Here is an 18,300-nt window from a genome sequence, read left to right on the forward strand (position 1 = left end):
CAGAAGCTGTCTTATTTACAACCTCTTAAAAATGATAAAACCTGCACCTGTTTTTGGCTTCTATTTTTTTCAGATGAGCAGAGTATTCGAACGGTAAAAAGCTACTGCAGGTTTAAAATCCTCAGTTTTTCCTACTATATTTGTAATTCCGGTTTATTTGAACGTTCCCTATGCTTACAGCTATACTTTCAGGTTTTATCTTTTCTGTTTTCCTGGTCTTTGCAGGGAAATTTATTAAAGGAAAATTTGCTGTACTTTCTTCGCTCGTTCCACTGGGCTTGTTTATATATTTTCTCTCATTTCTTCCACAGGTCTCTGCGGGAGAGATGATCACAGAGAGTCATGAATGGGTGCCTTCCCTGGGTCTTAATCTCGATTTTTCCCTGGATGGTCTTTCTCTTCTCTTTTCTCTTTTAATAACCGGGATTGGATTCCTGGTCTTTGCTTACACTGCTGCCTATCTCAAAGGGCATGATTATCTGGACAGGTTTTATGGCTATCTGGGAATGTTCATGGGTGCCATGCTGGGGTTGGTGCTGAGTGATAACCTGTTGTCAATGTTCATTTTTTGGGAGCTCACCAGTATAAGTTCGTTCTTTCTAATTGGCTTCAATAATACCAGTGAAGCTTCACGGAAATCGGCGGTACTTGCACTGGCAATAACAGGATCGGGAGGATTCCTGTTGCTTGCTGGCGCCCTGTTATTAGGAGGGGTTGCTGGAACCTTCAGCATTAGTGAGATGGTGGGGTTAAGCGACAGCATCATCCAAAACGAATATTACCTGTGGATCGTCATCTTTATCTTTGGAGCTGCATTTACAAAATCGGCCCAATTTCCATTTCATTTCTGGCTTCCGGGGGCAATGAAAGCCCCAACCCCTGTTTCGACTTACCTGCATTCTGCAACTATGGTAAAAGCAGGAATATACCTGCTGCTAAGGTTCACACCGGTTTTGGGAGGTGAAGAAGTCTGGAATACTACCTTGATCACGGTTGGTGGAATTACCATGTTCTATGCTGCAGTACACACTCTCTTCAGGACAGATCTTAAAGGCGTACTGGCTTATTCGACGATTTCAGTTTTAGGTATTCTGGTCTTTTTGATCGGCCTGGGAACGCAATATGCTCTAACCGCCGCAGGCGTGTATATCATTGTTCATGCTCTTTATAAAGCTACTTTATTCCTTGTAACGGGTATCATTGACCATGAAACCGGAAGCCGGGATGTTACTCGCCTTGCCGGCTTGAGAAAGGTAATGTGGCCCGTGGCAGTTGCCGGATTACTGGCAGCATTATCCAGTGCCGGGCTGCCACCTTTTGTAGGTTTTGTTGGAAAAGATCTTGTTTACGAATCTACTTTGCACATGGGCTCCTGGTCCATTGTGCTGACAGTTATTGCAATCGCAACCAACATTCTTGTGCTGTATGCCGGTTTCGTTGCCGGAATAAAACCTTTTACCGGAAAGCTTCCTGAAGGTTTGTCCAAGGTACACCTGCCAAGTTTTCTAATGTGGCTTCCGCCGGTGATCCTGGCCGTGCTGGGACTAATAGTCGGAATTTTCCCGGCCTTAATTGACGGGCCGCTCATTAAACCTGTTGTTGATTCGGTAGGAATGAATGGCAGTGAGGTTCACCTTAAGTTGTGGCATGGATTCAATCTGGTCTTAGGATTGAGTGCACTTACCCTGGCTATAGGCTTTCTGTTATATTTTCTATTAAAGCCATCAAAAGATAAGGAAAGAGGCATTGCGAGGCTGGATTCTATTGCTCCGCTTAATCTTGTTATCGGTTTTGGAAATGCTTTTAAAATGTTTTCGAACTGGTGGACCAGGATCTTCCAAAATGGGTTTCTGCGGAATTATGTTTCCACGATCATACTCTTCCTGGTTGTGCTTGTAGGATATTCGCTCTTTAGTGATCATAATGGAATTCCTATAGATTTCTCCTCCTTTTCAAGAATGACCTACTATGAGATGATCATCATGGGAATCATGTTCCTTGCGATCTTATTTGTTGTAGGAGCAAGATCAAGGTTAACGGCTGTAGTAGCCATGGGAGTAGTTGGATATGCTATCTGTCTGTTGTTCGTGATCTACAGTGCGCCAGATTTGGCGATGACCCAGTTTTCCATTGACACCCTTACGGTTATTTTATTTGTGCTGGTGCTGTCGAGCTTACCGAAATATCTTTCTATTTCCGATATAAAGATGAAGGCTATTGATGGGGTGCTTTCCATTTCTTTCGGAGTTTTGATCACTCTTATTGCGCTAGAAGTGCTGAGTCAACCAGTCAACAAAGAGATCAGTAATTACTATGCCGACAATGCCTATATCCTGGCAAAAGGGAAAAATGTGGTGAACGTGATCCTGGTAGATTTCAGGGGAGTTGATACGCTCATGGAAATTTCGGTATTAACGATAGCTGCTATCGGAGTGTTTAGTCTGCTTAAGTTGAGGTTAAGGAGGGATGACAGAGAATTAAAAGATTAATTTATGAAGACAATAATCTTACGTACTGCTTCAAATTATATGTTACCGCTGCTACTGGTGTTTTCGGTATTCATATTGTTGAGGGGACATTACCTTCCCGGAGGAGGTTTTGTGGGAGGCCTTATTGCCTCGATCGCTTTTGTTCTTCACGCTTTTGCAAACGGCCTTGGAGATACACGTCAGCTTTTGAGATTCCACCCGGGGTTTCTAATGCCCGCAGGTTTGGCAGTTTCATTTCTAAGTGGGATTTCACCCATTCTTTTCGCTGGTAAACCTCTAATGACCGGGTTATGGTATCCGCATCACCTGCCCATAGTGGGGAATCTTGGATCGGCATTATTTTTCGATATTGGTGTTTATCTGGTAGTGCAGGGAGTGACCCTCACAATTATATTCACAATCTCTGAATCTTCTTAATCCATGGAAGTTCTATTAGCTATAATTATTGGAACTCTCTATGCGGCGGGCATTTATATGATCCTAAGGCGTAGCCTTGTCAAGCTTATCATTGGGATCATTCTGCTGGGAAATGGAGCTAATCTGCTCATTTTCTTGCTTGGTCGTATAGCCAAAGGATCGCCTCCAATCATTCCTGCAAATTCAAAAACATTTTTGGAAGCATACTCAGATCCACTTCCGCAGGCCCTTATTTTAACGGCTATAGTTATTAGTTTTGGGCTGCAATCCTTTGCCATTGTGCTTGTAAAAAGAGCTCATAAAGTGGTCAAGACAGATGATCTTGACGAAATGAACGCAACAGACGAATATTCATGATCCAACAATTAGTTATATATCCCCTTGTTGTACAAATGCTCCTGGCAATCGTGTTGATGTCTGTTTGGAGCAGAATTGGCTGGCAGAGAGTAATTAGTATTGTAGGTAGTGTCATAAATCTTGCAGTAGCTGTCTGGCTATTCACCGCGGTATGGCAGAACGGAACAATGTCTGTACAGGCGGGTAACTGGGAAGCGCCCTTCGGAATTACCTTTGTAGCCGATACTTTTGCCGCCACCCTGGTCCTTCTTACTGCCATTGCAGGCTTGGCTGTGTCGAGCTTTTCTGCAGGCTCGGTAATTACCGCTCGCTTAAAGTTCGGTTTCTTTCCCATATTCCATTTCCTTTTACTGGGACTTAACGGGGCTTTCCTAACAGGAGATATCTTTAACCTCTATGTATGGTTTGAGATCATTATTATTACATCCTTCGTCTTATTAACTATAGGAGGTGAAAAAGCCCAATTGGAGGGAGCAGTTAAATATTTTACCCTTAACATTCTTGCATCTATTGTTTTTCTTACCGCAATAGCTGTTTTATATGGACTTACCGGGAGTTTAAATATGGCCGATCTTGCCGGAAAGGTGGCTGCAGTAGAGAACCGCACTCTGGTGCAGGTAAATGCTTTGCTTTTCCTTGTGGGCTTCGGAATCAAATCGGCCCTGTTCCCACTTTATTTCTGGTTGCCGGCATCTTATCACACGCCACCTTCGGCTGTTTCGGCGATCTTTGGAGGGCTGTTGACCAAGGTCGGGGTTTATGCTCTTCTAAGGGTGTTCACGCTCATTTTTGAGGTGGATCCGTTCCTGGAGAATGTCTTGATTGCGGTTGCAGTACTTACCTTGTTCAGCGGAGCTGTTGGAGCGATTGTTCAGAACAACATCAGAAAAATATTTTCCTATCTGGTGATCTGTCATATTGGTTATATGGTTGCAGGTCTTGGCATGATGACCGAACTAGCCATCACAGGAGCTATCTTCTATCTCATTCACGACATCATGGTCAAGACGAATCTCTTCATGGTGAGTGGAGTCATTTACAAGATCAAGGCGAATCACAACATAAGGAAGCTCGGGGATTTTTATGCCGATAATCCCAGGCTTAGCTTGTTGTTTGCAATTCCTCTCTTCTCATTAGTGGGAATACCGCCGCTTTCAGGTTTCTGGCCTAAGCTTTCCCTTATTTCTGAAGGTTGGACGACACAGAATTTTACAGTTATTGCAGCCATACTTTTTGCGAGTTTCATCACTCTTTTCGTGATCGTCAAACTTTGGGGAGAAGTGTTTTGGAAGACTGGTGAAAAGTTGCCGGAAGTAAGGAATTTTCCGTACTTTAAGAAGTTATCAAAAGTAAAAAAGACACAAATGCTGGCTCCCATTGTAATGCTTTCAATAGTTAGTCTTTACCTCGGATTTGGAGCCGGGAACATTCAAAGTCTAGCCGAAAGGATAGCTTTTGAAATTCTGGATAATCAGGAATATATATATACCGTGCTAAGAAAATAAAAGACGATGAAAAACCGGTTTTTAGCAAACTTACTTCTCACTTTTATCTGGGTGGCTCTTACCGGAAGCTTTACTTTTCCGAATATTCTCTTCGGATTTGTGCTGAGTTATTTTCTTCTTTTCATAATAACGAGGGGAAGTGGCCGCGCGAGGTATTTTAGGCTGGTTCCCAAACTTATCAGCTTCTTTTTTTACTTCCTGTACCAGTTGATTAAAGCAAATGTTCAGGTAGCGTGGGAGGTTGGTACCCCCAGCTTTCATATGACCCCCGGGATCGTGGGAGTTCCCCTCGACGTAAAATCAGATGCACAGATCACACTGCTGGCAAACATGATCACACTTACTCCCGGAACTCTTAGTCTAGATGTTTCCGAAGACAAAAAGGTGCTTTATGTTTATTCGATGTATATCACTAACCGGGAGGAATTTATTCGGGAAATAAAGAACGGATTTGAAAAACGTATTTTAGAGATCTCTCCATGACATTAGACAATTATCTATATTATGTAATTCTGCCGGCGCTTTCCATTGCCATCCTGCTAGTGTTCTACAGGTTTTTCAAAGGGCCAACCATTTCCGACAGGGTAGTGGCAGTAGACCTTCTGGTGACCATAGGGATTGGAGTGATCGCAGTATATAGTATTCTGTCACATCAGCCTACTTTTCTGGATATAGCTCTAATCTTGGCTCTAATTGGCTTCCTGGCGACTGTGGCGTACTCTTTTTATATTCAGAAACGAAAGAACAGGAACGAATGATTGTAGATACCATTATAGGAGTGATAGCGACCTTAGGAACTTTATTCGTGCTGCTTGCAGGAGTAGGGATCCTGCGAATGCCCGATACTTACCTGAGAATGGCGGTGACCACTAAAGCTGCAACCTTAGGGATTGGACTTATTCTTGTCTCGGCTGCCATCTATTTCAATGACCTCTCTACAACAACAAGGGTTTTGGCAGTGATCATTTTTATCCTGTTAACTGCACCTGTTGGCGCACATCTTATTGGCAAGGCTTCCTATATCAAGGGAAATAAACTGTGGGAGAAAACTACCATGGATGACCTGGCGGGGAAGTACCGTAAAACAGGTAAAAATATCAGCCTTCCAAGAAACATGGATAAGCATAAGGAAAAGGATCAGGAAAAATCTTAGTCGTCCACCTTATCATCCCCTTTGTGGCCAAACAGCTTCGCTATAAATTTGTCCACGGGGTTAAAGACAACATTGACAAAAACGATCACTGCCACCAGCACCGAAAGCTCGGCGTATTGCCCAATTGCTGCAAGGCAACCTGCGCCGGCACTACACCAAACAGTGGCGGCTGTTGTGAGGCCACGGACAATAGTTCCTTTATGAAGAATCACCCCTGCACCAATAAAGCCTATTCCGGTAACCACTTGTCCTATAACCCGGGTGGTATCGACATAATCATCTCCGGCAAAAGCGAGGGAGGTGAGTACGAAAACGGCCGCACCAAGGGAAACCAATGCATTGGTCTTTAAACCGGCATTTTTGTTGTGGATCTCGCGTTCCATTCCAATGAAAAGTCCGGCAAGTAATGCCGCACCAATTCTAAATGCGAATTCCAGTAGCTCCATTTATTTCTTAATTTTGTTCCTTAATGTCCAAGATACCACTAAAAGTAGAGAAAAGCCTTGAGAAGAGAAAAAGCCAGGGCTCCTTTAGAGCGTTAAAATTCTCTAAGGATCTCATCGATTTTTCCTCAAATGACTATCTCGGATTCGCGAGAAATCCCGGCATTGGTAGTCGTGCAGAGAAACTGATTAAGGATTTCTCACCTCTCAAAAATGGGTCTGGCGGTTCCCGCCTGTTAACCGGGAACCATGAACTTTATGCACCGGCCGAAGAGATCATGGCCCGCTTCCATAAGGCTGAAGCTGCTTTGATCTTCAATTCGGGATATGATGCCAACCTTGGGTTCTTCTCGGCTGTACCCGGAAAAGGAGACCTGATTTTTTATGATGAGCTTATCCATGCTTCCATCCGCGACGGCATCCAGCTGAGTGCAGCTAAAGCACTAAAATTCAGTCATAATGATCTTCATGATCTGAAGAAAAAAATAAACAGGCTCAAAAATGACATTTTTGGAGAGGTGTATCTGGTAACCGAAAGCATCTTTTCCATGGACGGAGATTCTCCCGATCTTCATGCATTTGCCAATTTTGCTGAAGAGAATGGTCATTTCCTGGTGGTTGACGAAGCTCATGCCGTAGGCGCCAAAGGTGCAGGTTTAATAGCTGAAGGAGGATTGCAAGACAAAGTTTTTGCCCGTCTCGTTACCTTTGGAAAAGCTTTGGGCGCTCATGGGGCGGCAATAGTTGGCCCAACAGAACTGAAAGATTACCTGGTGAATTTCGCCCGTAGCCTTATCTACACCACGGCACTTCCGCCGCATTCTTTGGCAACAATTATTGGAGCTTATCTGGAGTTGGAAGCTAATGGAACAGCTGAGGTCAACAAGCTTCAGGAAAACATAGACTTCTTTAAAGCTGAGGTGTCAAAAATGGGATTTCAGGAGCATTTTCTGGAAAGTGAGTCGGCGGTTCATTGCTGCGTGGTTCCGGGAAATGAACAGGTCAGGAAAGCTTCAGAAGTAATAACAAAACATGGATTTGACGTGAGACCAATCCTTTCTCCCACAGTTCCGGCAGGAAGAGAACGGCTTCGCATTTGCCTGCACAGCTACAATTCTAAAGAAGAGATAACCGGACTAACAGAGGTGCTAAAAATGGTATTATGAAAGAGACTTTTTCAAGTGTAGCTGTATTTCAGTATTCAGCTGAAGCGCAGATCATCAAAGGCCGGTTTGAAGCCGAAGGAATAGAGACCTTTTTGGTCGACAACCATACTATAGACACAGATCCTTTAGTGAGTAACGCTATAGGCGGAGTGAAGCTGAAGGTGCGCTGTGAAGACAGGAACAGAGCTTTACAGGTTCTGGAGTCCATCAGCAAATATTCTGTTGATGATGAAGGAGCACAGATCACCTGTCCTAAATGTCACAGCTCTAAGGTGGAGCTTTTCACCAGTGTCAAAAGTGTCAAATCCTTCTTCTTTTTTTGCATCTCCTTTTTGGTAAATGCATTGCCTATGCACATCAAACGCGAATACCATTGCGCACACTGTAACAACAAATTTGAATTAAAATGAATCAAACATATTTTATAACGGGGATTGGGACCGAGGTTGGGAAAACCGTAGCCGCCGCAATTGTGACCGAGGCCCTTGAAGCCGATTACTGGAAACCAATACAGGCAGGGGATCTTGAGAATTCAGATACTCACAAGGTGAAAAAACTTATCTCCAATGAGAAAACGGTTTTTCATGATAATGCTTTTTCACTCAAGACCCCAATGAGTCCGCATGCTGCGGCAGAGATCGACGGGGTGAAAATATCGGCTAAGAAAATTAAGCAGCCAAAGATCAAAAATCATCTCGTAATTGAAGGTGCGGGAGGATTACTGGTCCCTATTAATGATCAAGAAACCATTGTAGATTTGATCAAGCCCCAACATAAGGTAATCCTGGTTTCACGCCATTACCTTGGCAGCATAAACCACACGCTTTTATCTGTAGAAGCCCTCAAAAGCCGAAATCTCACCTGCGCCGGAATCATCTTTAGCGGGGATGAAAATCCATCTACAGAAAGTATTATTAAAAAAATGACAGGTCTTCCGGTGATTGGAAGGATCGAGCAGGAACCTTATTTTGATCAAAATGTCGTCCTGGAATATGCCGGTGAATTTCGAAATAAACTAAAGAATCATGAAGACTAATCCTCTTTCGCAGCGGGATAAAGAACACCTTTGGCATCCTTTGACCCAGCACAAGCTTAGCGGTGACATGCTGGCTATTGTAAAAGCCAAGGGGGCGCTGTTGTATGACGAGCAGGGAAAGGAATACATCGATGGTATCTCTAGCTGGTATACAGCTGTATATGGCCATTGCAATGAGAAAATAACAGCTAAAGTTGCTGCACAGATGCAGGAGCTGGACCAGGTTGTCTTCAGCGGATTTACTCATGAACCTGCTGTGGCTTTGTCGGAAGCTCTAATTGACATTTTACCTGCTAATCAGCAAAAGTTATTTTTCAGTGATAACGGCTCTACCGCGACCGAAGTCGGGATCAAAATGGCGCTGCAGTATCACCACAACCTGGGAAATGACCGCAAGGTGCTTCTGGCTTTTGAGGAGGGTTTTCACGGCGACACCTTTGGAGCCATGTCGGTTTCGGGGCTTTCGGTATATAATGGGGCTTTTGAAGATCATTTTTTAAAGGTCTTACGACTGCCCGTGCCCGTGGGAGATAATAATGCTGAAGTGCTCGATCTCCTGAAAAAGCTTATTTCTGAAGAGAATATTGCGGGCTTCATCTATGAACCTCTCATCCAGGGCGCAGCCGGAATGAAATTAGTAGATCCTGAAGGCTTGGAAGAAATCCTGAATATTTGTAAACAAAACGGGATCCTCACTATTGCCGATGAGGTGATGACCGGCTTTGGAAAAACTGGAAAGAATTTCGCTTCAGATCATCTGCTCACAAAACCCGACATCATTTGTATGTCAAAGGCTTTGACTGCCGGGTTACTTCCAATGGCTATTACTTCCTGCACGATGGAGGTCTACGATGCCTTTTATTCCGAAGATCTTGCAAAAGGTCTTTTTCACGGGCACACTTACACGGCAAACCCATTGGCATGTACAGCTGCCTTGGCAGGGATCGGGCTCCTAAAGTCTGGTGAGATTCAGGACGATATTAGAAGAGTTATGGCATCTCATTCTGCTTTTAAGGAGAGAATAAAAGACCATCCCAAAGTGAGAAATTTGAGGCAGCTTGGAGTGATCCTCGCTTTTGAACTCAATGTCGAGATGGAGCGCTATGGTAGCTTGAGAAACCGTCTTTTTGAACATTTCATGAAGGAGGGAGTTTTTCTAAGGCCACTTGGAAGTACCATCTACATCGCAGCTCCTTACATCACTACAAATGAACAACTGGAGAAAATCTATACAAGTATAGAGGCCGCTCTGGAAAAATTCTAGAGCCTGAAAATTTTTTATTTCCGCATCTGCTTTTTCGTACTTTAGAAAGAAAATAGGCAGCTATGATGCACCCGGATACAGAAGTCCGTTTTATTAGTGAAGAGATAGGTTATGGAGTGGTGGCGAAGAAATTCATTCCTAAAGGGACAATCACCTGGGTGCAGGATCCGCTGGATCGGGTACTTACGGTAAATGAGGTCGGGCAGATGCATCCCTGGGTGCAGGAGCAGGTAGATAAGTATTCCTTCCGGAATAATAAGGGAGAACTGGTTTTGTGCTGGGACCTGGCCAAATATGTAAACCACAGTTTCAATTCCAACTGTCTTTCCTCGGCCTACGATTTTGAGGTGGCGGTTAAGGATATTAATCCGGGAGAACAACTGACAGATGATTACGGGTATCTCAATATATCAGAACCCTTTAAGGCTGCCGATGAAGGGACAGATCGCGACACAGTCTATCCCGATGACCTTTTGAATTATCATGAAGTTTGGGACCGCCAGCTGGGCGAGGCCTTTAAAGCCTTTGAGCAGGTAGAACAGCCATTGCTTCAGCTGGTTCCGGTGCCTGTTTTGGAAAAAATAAGAACCAGCCTGTCCAAAAATGAACCTCTGGATTCCATCTTGAATTTGTACTATCGGGAAAAATAGTATCCCAGGGAGGCAAAAATGTAGTTTTTACCTATTAGTTTTGTGCAAAAATTTGCTTTGAAGCATCCTGTTTCCATTACTTCTATAGCTTCTGTTTCGGCACTTGGATCCAAGCCCGAAGAGGTTTGGAAGGAATATCTTTCTCCGGCTCATTTCATTAGAAAGCACAATTTTAACGGAAAGGATTCCTTTGCTGCTTTTCTGCCTGCATCTTCTAAGGAAGAAATAGAAAAGTTACGTGCCGGGAATTCCAACTTCACTAATGTTGATGATTCTGTTCTCTACGCCGTGCTTGCCTCCCGACAGGCAGTAGAAAAAGCCGGGTGGAAAAGAGGGGAGGATATTGGGATCAACATTGGCAGCTCAAGGGGTGCCACTTCACTTTTTGAAAAATATCACGAGGGGTTTTTGAGATCGGGGAATGCAGAGACTTTAGCTTCTCCCGCTACCACGCTTGGAAATATTTCTTCCTGGGTAGCCCAGGATCTTAAAAGTTCAGGACCTGAGATCTCTCATTCGGTTACCTGTTCTACCGGGCTTCATGCCGTGCTGAATGGAGTGGCCTGGTTAACTTCTGGTATGGCCGATAAATTCCTTGCCGGTGGGAGTGAGGCTTCTCTAACTCCTTTTACTATTGCACAGGTGCAGGCCATGAAGATAAATGCGCGGGAGGATCTCGATTATCCCTGCCAGGCGCTTAACCTTCAAAAAGGGCAAAATTCGATGGTACTTGGGGAAGGGGCCGCAGCAGTTTGTATGGAAGCCGGGAATAAAGAAAATGCCCTGGCAGTGATAAACGGAGTTGGTTATGCCACGGAAACTTTAAAACATCCGGTTTCAATTTCGGCTAATGGTACAGCCTTTCAGAAGTCAATGAAAATGGCTTTGGGAGAATTACCTGCTAATGAAGTGGATGCTGTGGTCATGCACGCACCGGGCACTATTAAAGGAGATCTTTCAGAAGTAAATGCAATAAATGCCTTTTTTGGAAAGCAGGTTCCGGCATTGACCACCAATAAATGGAAACTGGGTCACACTTACGGGGCTTCAGGGGTACTGAGTCTGGAGCTGGCAATTATGATGTTGCAGCACCAACAATTCATCCCGGTGCCGTTTGTTTCTGAAGCAAAGAGATCTTCAGAATTAAGAAATATTATGGTGAATGCTGTAGGTTTTGGAGGTAACGCAGTTTCAGTACTGGTAAGCCTTCCGAAGCAATAGATATAAACTTTTTTAATTAAGCCCTTATAAACAGAGGCTTTTGATTATTTTTGAGATAAATAAATTTTCATGGCAACGACTAGACATAACTGGACCAAAGAAGAAATTCTTGAGATATATAACAAACCTTTTATGGACCTGCTTTATGAAGCAGCTACTGTTCACCGGCAAAATCACGACCCGAACACCGTCCAGGTTTCCACTTTGCTTTCAATTAAAACGGGAGGTTGCTCCGAAGATTGCGGCTACTGTCCCCAGGCTGCCCGTTATCACACCAATATTGAAGGTAATGACCTAATGAGTGTGAGCCAGGTGAAGGCACAGGCCTTGAGAGCTAAGGAAGCCGGAAGTTCCCGCGTTTGTATGGGTGCTGCCTGGCGTAATGTCAAGGACGGAAAAGAATTTGATGAGGTGCTCGAAATGGTTAGAACCATTAACAGGTTAGACCTGGAAGTTTGTTGTACGCTGGGAATGATCACCGAAAACCAGGCAAAAAGGCTGGCCGAAGCCGGACTCTATGCTTATAACCATAACCTGGATTCTTCGGAAGAATATTATAAGGAAGTTATTTCTACCCGTGGTTACCAGGATAGATTGGATACCATTGAAAATGTTAGGAAAACTGCCGTCACTGTATGTAGCGGGGGGATCATTGGAATGGGAGAAAGCGCAGAAGACCGTGCAGGAATGCTGGTTGCGCTGTCTACGCTAAATCCACAGCCCGAATCTGTGCCAATCAATGCTTTGGTAGCTGTTGAAGGAACTCCAATGGAAGAGCAGGAGCCGGTCTCCATCTGGGAAATGGTGAGAATGATCGCCACTACCCGAATTGTGATGCCAGAGACTCAGGTAAGGCTTTCTGCCGGAAGGACCCAAATGAGCAGGGAAGGACAGGCAATGTGCTTCTTTGCCGGTGCTAACTCCATCTTCGCAGGAGATAAACTTTTGACCACACCAAATCCTGATGTTAATGAGGATATGGAAATGTTCAGGCAGCTGGGGTTAAATCCTCAAAAACCTTTTGTGAAGAAGGCGCAGCCCGAAACTGTTGATGCTGAAAACTCTCAGTACCAGGCTTTGAATGAAAAACCACGATGGACCAGGCCGGGACATACCATAGAAAGGAACCTGGCGGCCCAGCAAAAGAAAGCGCCCAGGATATAGGCATTTTCAAATTAGAATTAAAAGGGAGAAATGAAAGAGAGACTCGAATTAGCTGAAATCCCGAGAGAAAAAACGATCTCCAAAAAAGACTTTTTAGAGAGGTATGTGAAGCCTCAAAAGCCGGTGGTCATTGAAAAACTGATCGAGGACTGGCCGGCTTACCACAAATGGAACCTGAACTATATAAAAGAGGTGGCCGGGGACAAGACGGTTCCTCTTTTTGACGGTAAAAAGACCATTTCTTCTAAATATAAATTCAATCAACCCCATCTTCACATGAAGATGGCCGAATACCTGGATCTGCTGGAGAAAGGGCCCAGCAGTTACAGGATATTTCTCTATCACTTACTGCGGGAGGCACCTGCACTTCAAAAGGATTTCGAATACCCCAAAGTCGGTCTACGTATCCTGAAGCAGATCCCAATGTTGTTCTTTGGGGGAGAGAACTCTAAAGTATTTATGCACTACGATATTGATCTTGCAAATATCCTGCATTTTCATTTCCACGGAAAGAAGAGGTGCATACTCTTTCCGCCTTCAGAAACAAAATATCTATACAAGGTTCCTCATGCGCTTATTACCCGGGAGGATATTGACTTCACCAATCCCGACTATGAGAAATTCCCTGCCTTGAAGCAAGCCAGAGGAATGATCACAGAACTTAAACATGGTGAAACTTTGTACATGCCCGAAGGTTACTGGCATCAAATGACTTATCTCACCCCCGGTTTTTCCATGAGCCTACGTGCTGCCCCAAGAAATCTCCCAAACCTTAGTAAAGCCCTTTACAATCTTTTTTTTATGAGGCATTTTGACAATGCCATGAGAAAATGGAAAGGACAGGAATGGATAGATTACAAGAATAATCAGGCAATTAAGAGGACTAATAAAAAGGTCAATATTTCCTAAATATATCGGGTTAAAGATTCCCTGAACTGTTAATCTCAGCCAATTGAGAATTTTTTAGCGTTTACTCTAATATAATTTCTTGATATTAAGAAAAGTAACCTAAAAACATTTGATGATGTCGAAAGAACAGAACAAGAAAGCACAGGAACAATTTGGAGAAGCAGTAAATACCGGAGATCTCGAGAAACTAAGGGATCTCGTGGCACAGGATGTAAAGGATCATGATCCTGCACCAGATCAGGGACCCGGACCCCAGGGATACATTGACTTCTTTAGCATGATGAGAAATGCTTTTCCAGATATGCATATAGAGGTAGAAAAGCTGGTTGCAGATGACGAAAATGTCGCCTTTGCCTACACCCTTACGGGAACTCATAAAGGGGAATTCATGGGAGTAAAAAGTACCGGTACACCTATAGAGGTGAGAGGACTACAAATAAGTCGGTTTAAAGGGGGTAAACTGGTTGAAAGATGGGGCAGTAGCGATGAATTGGGAATCCTGAAACAAATTGGGACAGAATTCAAAATAGAAAAACACTAGGAGATCACATCCTCAGAAACTTCATAGACAAGGGAAGCTTCATAGCCCTTTCTTAACAGGTGGTCGCTCAGTTTTTTCCTGAGCTTGTATTTGTCTCCTTCCGTAAGTAATGCGAGCTTTTTTTCTGCAAGAGCGTACAGGGTACTACGGTAGTCATTTTCCTTGATCTCGGTCATAGCAAGCTTAATAATGGGTGAAGAAATCTCCCTGAGCTTTAACTCCTGTTTGATCTTAAGCCGACCCCATTTCTTTATGCGGAATTTTCCTCTAACGAAACTGCGGGCAAAACGCTCTTCGTTCAGAAAATTCTCCTGCATGAGTTTAATAATTATCTCCTCGCGGGCAGCGGGGATCATTCGCATCTCAACGAGCCTATCTTCAACTTCCTTTTGTGATCGATCACGGTAGGCGCAGTATTGCATAAGCTTGAGAGTAGCTTCTTTTACTGTATATGATTTCCCGGATTCTTTGTTCAAGGTACTGGATTCAAAATTCAAGAATCAAAAATAGGTTTTTTTAAGGTGAAGTAGTCTTGGTTCTTGGTTCTTGGTTCTTGCAGGGAAGCGGTCTTGTTGTAAAAAAAAACGCCTCCCAAATTAATGAAAGGCGTCTTTAAATGTTATTGAATCAACTCCCCGTCATTGTCGTGGAAGTGGTATTCAAGATACGTGTAAGCGTCTCGAGGTACTATTTTTACCCAGCGCTTGTGGTCAAAGAACCACTTAGAGCGGGGAGATGGAAAACCTTTGGTTAAAAAGGCTGCTATAAAAGGATGTGCGCTAAGCGTGATCTTCTTATAGTCTTTTTTGATCATTTTTTCCAGGTCGGTAGTGATCTTGTTCACCAAAACAATAGGAGCTTCAATTTCTTCCCCATTCTTGTTGGGGTTCTCTTCCCTTGTTTTGATATTCATTTCTGGCCGAACCCTTTGTCTGGTAATTTGAACGAGTCCAAACTTACTCGGCGGCAAGATCTTGTGTTTTGCCCGGTCGTCACTCATCTCTTCTTTGAGATGGTCGTACAAAGCTTTTCTGTTGTCGGCTTTGTTCATGTCTATGAAATCTACTACGATGATTCCTCCCATATCGCGGAGGCGCAGCTGTCGGGCAATTTCGGTAGCACTAATGAGATTAACCTCGAGTGCCGTATCTTCCTGGTTCTTGGATTTATTGGAGCGGTTTCCGCTGTTCACGTCGATGACGTGCATAGCTTCTGTGTGCTCAATGACCAGGTATGCCCCTTTGCTCATAGATACTGTGCGGCCAAAAGTAGTTTTGATCTGTCGTTCGATCCCAAATTTTTCAAAAATGGGAATGTTTGAGTTGTACAATTTTACAATGGATTCTTTCTTTGGAGCGATCTCGCTCACATAATCTTTGATTTGTGTGTACAAGGTCTCATCATCAACACATATAGAGGTAAATGAATCGTTGAAGACATCTCTAAGAATAGAAGATGCACGATTTAATTCGCCCAGGACTTTTGAGGGATGAGGTGCTTTGTACAGCTTTTTACACATTCCTGTCCAACGACTCATTAAATTCTGAAGGTCGTTGTCCAGTTCTGCTACTTTTCTGCCTTCTGCTACGGTACGAACAATAATTCCAAAGCCCTTTGGTTTGATACTTTTTACCAGTCGTTTAAGCCGGTCTTTTTCTTCCTTACTTTCTATTTTTTGAGAAACAGAAACCCGGTTAGAGAAAGGAACCAAAACGATGTAACGGCCCGGGAGGGAAAGTTCTGAACTTATTCGGGGGCCTTTGGTGGATATAGGCTCTTTTACTACCTGTACCAGTAGCGATTGATTTGATTTTAAGACGTCGGCAATGCTTCCGTCTTTATCAATATCTTTTTCAAAAGGAAAATCCTTAAGGGAATAATCCTTCAATTTACCTGTGCTTACACGTTTTATGAACTTTAGCAAGGAAAGTACCTGCGGGCCAAGATCGTGATAGTGCAAAAATGCATCTTTGGTATAGCCTACATTTACAAAGCCGGCATTTAAGCCGGGGACAGTTTTTCTCACTTTTGCGAGGAATATATCCCCTACAGCAAAATTACTGTCGTCTTCTTCCTTGTTGAGTTCTACTAGTTTTCCATCTTTTAATAAGGCAAAATCTACAGCAGAGGAACCGGTTCTAATAATTAACTCTTTGTTCACTCTAAATTGATTTTTATCCCGTTGATTCGGGATGGATTAAACAATAAAATTCACAGGGTTTTTAAAAATCCTGAAGAAATCTAAGCTCAGATCCTGCTGAATTTAAATTTCGATTTCAAAGAACGTTTTTAAACAAAAAAAGTAGTGTGAAAACTACTTTTTCTTATGACGGTTAGCTCTTCTTCTTTTCTTACGCTTGTGCGTAGCTACCTTATGTCTTTTTCTCTTTTTACCACTTGGCATAGTGTGACTTTTTAATTAATGATTTATTTTTAATTCTGCCCCGGTGGGGCAGAAAGTTCTATTTTACCTCAACGTTAGACTTAACGCCTTCTACAAATACTTTGGCTGGTTTGAAAGCCGGTATATTGTGTGCAGGAATCTTTATAGTGGTGTTCTTGGAAATATTTCTTCCGGTTTTTTCTGCTCTTGTCTTGATGATAAAGCTTCCAAATCCTCTTAGGTAAACGTTGTCACCAGCCTCCAGAGAAGTTTTTACTTCTTCCATAAAGGTTTCCACAGTAGCCTGAACATCTCCTTTTTCCATTCCTAGTTTCTCGGAGATTTTTGCCACGATATCTGCTTTCGTCATTTTCGTATAATTTATTAAATGGGGTTTGTAAATTTTCGAGGGGCAAATATATGAATTAAATCGGCAACTTTTTAATCCTAACCCATTAAATAGTAAGAGAATAAAGAATTATCATTGCACTAAAGAAATTTGATTAATGCCTTTTGATAAAGAACTGATAAACTGGTACTTAGAAAATAAAAGAGATTTACCCTGGAGGGCCACAAAAGACCCTTACCGTATATGGCTAAGTGAAATTATTCTTCAGCAAACCCGTGTTGAACAGGGAAAACCGTACTATTTCAAGTTTCTCGATGCCTTTCCCGATGTCTTTTCTTTGGCAAATGCTTCCGAAGAAGAGGTGCTAAAACTGTGGCAGGGACTGGGCTACTATTCTAGGGCGCGCAACCTGCTTTTTACCGCCAGGCATATAGCTTTCGAGCTTGGCGGAAAATTTCCAGCGTCCTATAGGGAACTGGTAAAACTAAAAGGAGTAGGGGATTATACTGCTGCGGCCATTTCATCTATATGTTATGAGGAGGCACAGGCAGCTGTAGATGGTAATGTTTACCGCGTTCTCGCCCGTATCTTCGGAATAGATACCCCAACCAATTCCAGCCTGGGAATAAAACAGTTCAGGAATCTGGCACAGGATCTTATTAGTAAGAAGGATCCTGCAAATTTTAATCAGGCGTTGATAGAATTTGGATCCGAACAATGTAAGCCACGAAATCCTCTGTGCAGCAGCTGTCCTTTTGCTGCAAAATGTGTAGCCTTTAATCAGAACAGGATTTCCGAATTACCTGTAAAGCTAAAAAAGTTGAAGGTTAGAAAAAGGCATTTTAATTATCTGGTCTATATTTCTACAGAAGGAAAAACAATTATGAACCGGCGTCGCGGAAAGGGAATATGGGAAGGACTCTACGAATTTCCGCTGGTGGAAACAACTTCCGAAGCAAAGCTTGAGAACCTCATAGCCGAAGCTCCTGCCGATTATTCTGTTATGGAGAAGGAACCGGTTTTGTTCAATGATTCCCCTATTGTTCATAAACTCACTCACCAACATATCTTTACAAAATTCTGGATTGTTGAGTGCAGCAAGCTACCTGAAGAAGCACTTCCCATCACCGAAATAAATAAATTACCCGTCCCGGTTTTAATAGAAAATTTTATTGATACCTTTGATTTTTAAGATTTTGAAAAATGCCTGTTCAAAAATGAATTTTTTGAGAGGTGTTTGAAGAGCAATTTTC

21 protein-coding genes are annotated in these 18,300 nt (G+C 43.1%); 17 read left to right on the forward strand and 4 right to left on the reverse strand.

The window, feature by feature from the left end:
- The first annotated feature begins 170 nt into the window (after positions 1-170).
- Genes VR862_RS04590 through mnhG form a run of 7 tightly spaced genes read left to right on the forward strand, consistent with a single transcriptional unit; the run spans position 171 to position 5,921 of the window.
- Positions 171-2,489, forward strand: a complete 2,319-nt coding sequence (locus VR862_RS04590) for a putative monovalent cation/H+ antiporter subunit A (protein ID WP_324719788.1) — start codon at positions 171-173, stop codon at positions 2,487-2,489.
- Positions 2,490-2,492: 3 nt separating this feature from the next.
- Positions 2,493-2,906 carry a Na+/H+ antiporter subunit B gene (locus tag VR862_RS04595; RefSeq protein ID WP_324719789.1) on the forward strand — a complete coding sequence of 138 codons (414 nt, stop codon included), beginning with the start codon at positions 2,493-2,495 and terminating at the stop codon, positions 2,904-2,906.
- Between the two features lie 3 nt (positions 2,907-2,909).
- Positions 2,910-3,263, forward strand: coding sequence for a Na+/H+ antiporter subunit C (locus tag VR862_RS04600; protein WP_324719790.1), 354 nt, complete (start codon positions 2,910-2,912; stop codon positions 3,261-3,263).
- Positions 3,260-4,768: a proton-conducting transporter transmembrane domain-containing protein gene (locus tag VR862_RS04605; protein ID WP_324719791.1), complete on the forward strand. Its 1,509-nt coding sequence runs from the start codon at positions 3,260-3,262 to the stop codon at positions 4,766-4,768. The genes VR862_RS04600 and VR862_RS04605 overlap by 4 nt, the downstream gene beginning before the upstream one ends.
- Before the next feature lie 6 nt (positions 4,769-4,774).
- Positions 4,775-5,251 (forward strand): Na+/H+ antiporter subunit E, encoded by a 477-nt coding sequence (locus VR862_RS04610; RefSeq protein ID WP_324719792.1) that lies wholly within the window; start codon positions 4,775-4,777, stop codon positions 5,249-5,251.
- Complete coding sequence (locus VR862_RS04615; protein ID WP_324719793.1) at positions 5,248-5,526, forward strand: cation:proton antiporter; 279 nt, start codon at positions 5,248-5,250, stop codon at positions 5,524-5,526. The genes VR862_RS04610 and VR862_RS04615 overlap by 4 nt, the downstream gene beginning before the upstream one ends.
- Complete coding sequence (mnhG, locus tag VR862_RS04620; RefSeq protein WP_324719794.1) at positions 5,523-5,921, forward strand: monovalent cation/H(+) antiporter subunit G; 399 nt, start codon at positions 5,523-5,525, stop codon at positions 5,919-5,921. The genes VR862_RS04615 and mnhG overlap by 4 nt, the downstream gene beginning before the upstream one ends.
- On the opposite strand, the gene VR862_RS04625 is transcribed toward mnhG, so the two are convergent.
- The gene (locus tag VR862_RS04625; RefSeq protein ID WP_324719795.1) at positions 5,918-6,367 is read right to left on the reverse strand and encodes an MgtC/SapB family protein; all 450 of its coding nucleotides are present in this window, start codon (positions 6,365-6,367) and stop codon (positions 5,918-5,920) included. The two genes, mnhG and VR862_RS04625, sit on opposite strands and share 4 nt — an antisense overlap.
- 23 nt (positions 6,368-6,390) lie before the next feature.
- Here VR862_RS04625 and VR862_RS04630 point away from each other — a divergent pair, with 23 nt between their 5' ends.
- The 9 genes from VR862_RS04630 (at position 6,391) to VR862_RS04670 (ending at position 14,315) form a co-directional block, all read left to right on the forward strand.
- Positions 6,391-7,530, forward strand: a complete 1,140-nt coding sequence (locus VR862_RS04630; protein WP_324719796.1) for an aminotransferase class I/II-fold pyridoxal phosphate-dependent enzyme — start codon at positions 6,391-6,393, stop codon at positions 7,528-7,530.
- The gene (locus VR862_RS04635; protein ID WP_324719797.1) at positions 7,527-7,940 is read left to right on the forward strand and encodes a putative signal transducing protein; all 414 of its coding nucleotides are present in this window, start codon (positions 7,527-7,529) and stop codon (positions 7,938-7,940) included. The genes VR862_RS04630 and VR862_RS04635 overlap by 4 nt, the downstream gene beginning before the upstream one ends.
- The gene (bioD, locus tag VR862_RS04640; RefSeq protein ID WP_324719798.1) at positions 7,937-8,566 is read left to right on the forward strand and encodes a dethiobiotin synthase; all 630 of its coding nucleotides are present in this window, start codon (positions 7,937-7,939) and stop codon (positions 8,564-8,566) included. The genes VR862_RS04635 and bioD overlap by 4 nt, the downstream gene beginning before the upstream one ends.
- Positions 8,556-9,830, forward strand: a complete 1,275-nt coding sequence (gene bioA, locus VR862_RS04645) for an adenosylmethionine--8-amino-7-oxononanoate transaminase (protein ID WP_324719799.1) — start codon at positions 8,556-8,558, stop codon at positions 9,828-9,830. Before bioD ends, bioA begins: the two co-directional genes overlap by 11 nt.
- A 62-nt stretch (positions 9,831-9,892) precedes the next feature.
- On the forward strand, positions 9,893-10,480 hold the full coding sequence (locus VR862_RS04650; protein WP_324719800.1) for an SET domain-containing protein: 588 nt from the start codon (positions 9,893-9,895) through the stop codon (positions 10,478-10,480).
- A gap of 57 nt (positions 10,481-10,537) precedes the next feature.
- A complete protein-coding gene (locus tag VR862_RS04655) occupies positions 10,538-11,701 on the forward strand; it encodes a beta-ketoacyl synthase N-terminal-like domain-containing protein (protein ID WP_324719801.1) in 1,164 nt (387 codons plus the stop codon).
- A gap of 69 nt (positions 11,702-11,770) precedes the next feature.
- Entirely contained in the window at positions 11,771-12,865 is a 1,095-nt protein-coding gene (bioB, locus tag VR862_RS04660; protein WP_324719802.1) for a biotin synthase BioB, read from the forward strand.
- A 30-nt stretch (positions 12,866-12,895) separates the two neighbouring features.
- The gene (locus VR862_RS04665; protein WP_324719803.1) at positions 12,896-13,774 is read left to right on the forward strand and encodes a cupin-like domain-containing protein; all 879 of its coding nucleotides are present in this window, start codon (positions 12,896-12,898) and stop codon (positions 13,772-13,774) included.
- Between the two features lie 112 nt (positions 13,775-13,886).
- Entirely contained in the window at positions 13,887-14,315 is a 429-nt protein-coding gene (locus tag VR862_RS04670; protein WP_324719804.1) for an ester cyclase, read from the forward strand.
- On the opposite strand, the gene VR862_RS04675 is transcribed toward VR862_RS04670, so the two are convergent.
- From VR862_RS04675 to VR862_RS04685, 3 genes are all read right to left on the reverse strand, one after another.
- A complete protein-coding gene (locus VR862_RS04675; protein WP_324719805.1) occupies positions 14,312-14,791 on the reverse strand; it encodes a regulatory protein RecX in 480 nt (159 codons plus the stop codon). The two genes, VR862_RS04670 and VR862_RS04675, sit on opposite strands and share 4 nt — an antisense overlap.
- 143 nt (positions 14,792-14,934) lie before the next feature.
- The gene (locus VR862_RS04680; protein WP_324719806.1) at positions 14,935-16,476 is read right to left on the reverse strand and encodes an Rne/Rng family ribonuclease; all 1,542 of its coding nucleotides are present in this window, start codon (positions 16,474-16,476) and stop codon (positions 14,935-14,937) included.
- Between the two features lie 301 nt (positions 16,477-16,777).
- Positions 16,778-17,101, reverse strand: a complete 324-nt coding sequence (locus VR862_RS04685) for an HU family DNA-binding protein (protein ID WP_324720094.1) — start codon at positions 17,099-17,101, stop codon at positions 16,778-16,780.
- 103 nt (positions 17,102-17,204) lie between these two features.
- On the opposite strand from VR862_RS04685, the gene mutY reads away from it, so the two are divergent.
- Positions 17,205-18,239 (forward strand): A/G-specific adenine glycosylase, encoded by a 1,035-nt coding sequence (gene mutY / locus VR862_RS04690; protein WP_324719807.1) that lies wholly within the window; start codon positions 17,205-17,207, stop codon positions 18,237-18,239.
- Positions 18,240-18,300: the final 61 nt, after the last annotated feature.

It is taken from the genome of Salinimicrobium aquimaris (assembly GCF_035607535.1).
Taxonomy (GTDB): domain Bacteria; phylum Bacteroidota; class Bacteroidia; order Flavobacteriales; family Flavobacteriaceae; genus Salinimicrobium.

What these genes read in the sequence shown, in the direction of transcription:
- mnhG (WP_324719794.1), top strand. Translation starts at nt 5,523, where the DNA reads ATGATTGTAGATACCATTATAGGAGTGATAGCGACCTTAGGAACTTTA.
- bioB (WP_324719802.1), top strand. Translation starts at nt 11,771, where the DNA reads ATGGCAACGACTAGACATAACTGGACCAAAGAAGAAATTCTTGAGATA.
- VR862_RS04595 (WP_324719789.1), top strand. Translation starts at nt 2,493, where the DNA reads ATGAAGACAATAATCTTACGTACTGCTTCAAATTATATGTTACCGCTG.
- VR862_RS04670 (WP_324719804.1), top strand. Translation starts at nt 13,887, where the DNA reads ATGATGTCGAAAGAACAGAACAAGAAAGCACAGGAACAATTTGGAGAA.
- VR862_RS04615 (WP_324719793.1), top strand. Translation starts at nt 5,248, where the DNA reads ATGACATTAGACAATTATCTATATTATGTAATTCTGCCGGCGCTTTCC.
- VR862_RS04605 (WP_324719791.1), top strand. Translation starts at nt 3,260, where the DNA reads ATGATCCAACAATTAGTTATATATCCCCTTGTTGTACAAATGCTCCTG.
- VR862_RS04590 (WP_324719788.1), top strand. Translation starts at nt 171, where the DNA reads ATGCTTACAGCTATACTTTCAGGTTTTATCTTTTCTGTTTTCCTGGTC.
- mutY (WP_324719807.1), top strand. Translation starts at nt 17,205, where the DNA reads ATGCCTTTTGATAAAGAACTGATAAACTGGTACTTAGAAAATAAAAGA.
- bioA (WP_324719799.1), top strand. Translation starts at nt 8,556, where the DNA reads ATGAAGACTAATCCTCTTTCGCAGCGGGATAAAGAACACCTTTGGCAT.
- bioD (WP_324719798.1), top strand. Translation starts at nt 7,937, where the DNA reads ATGAATCAAACATATTTTATAACGGGGATTGGGACCGAGGTTGGGAAA.
- VR862_RS04600 (WP_324719790.1), top strand. Translation starts at nt 2,910, where the DNA reads ATGGAAGTTCTATTAGCTATAATTATTGGAACTCTCTATGCGGCGGGC.
- VR862_RS04625 (WP_324719795.1), bottom strand. Translation starts at nt 6,367, where the DNA reads ATGGAGCTACTGGAATTCGCATTTAGAATTGGTGCGGCATTACTTGCC.
- VR862_RS04650 (WP_324719800.1), top strand. Translation starts at nt 9,893, where the DNA reads ATGATGCACCCGGATACAGAAGTCCGTTTTATTAGTGAAGAGATAGGT.
- VR862_RS04665 (WP_324719803.1), top strand. Translation starts at nt 12,896, where the DNA reads ATGAAAGAGAGACTCGAATTAGCTGAAATCCCGAGAGAAAAAACGATC.
- VR862_RS04635 (WP_324719797.1), top strand. Translation starts at nt 7,527, where the DNA reads ATGAAAGAGACTTTTTCAAGTGTAGCTGTATTTCAGTATTCAGCTGAA.
- VR862_RS04610 (WP_324719792.1), top strand. Translation starts at nt 4,775, where the DNA reads ATGAAAAACCGGTTTTTAGCAAACTTACTTCTCACTTTTATCTGGGTG.
- VR862_RS04630 (WP_324719796.1), top strand. Translation starts at nt 6,391, where the DNA reads ATGTCCAAGATACCACTAAAAGTAGAGAAAAGCCTTGAGAAGAGAAAA.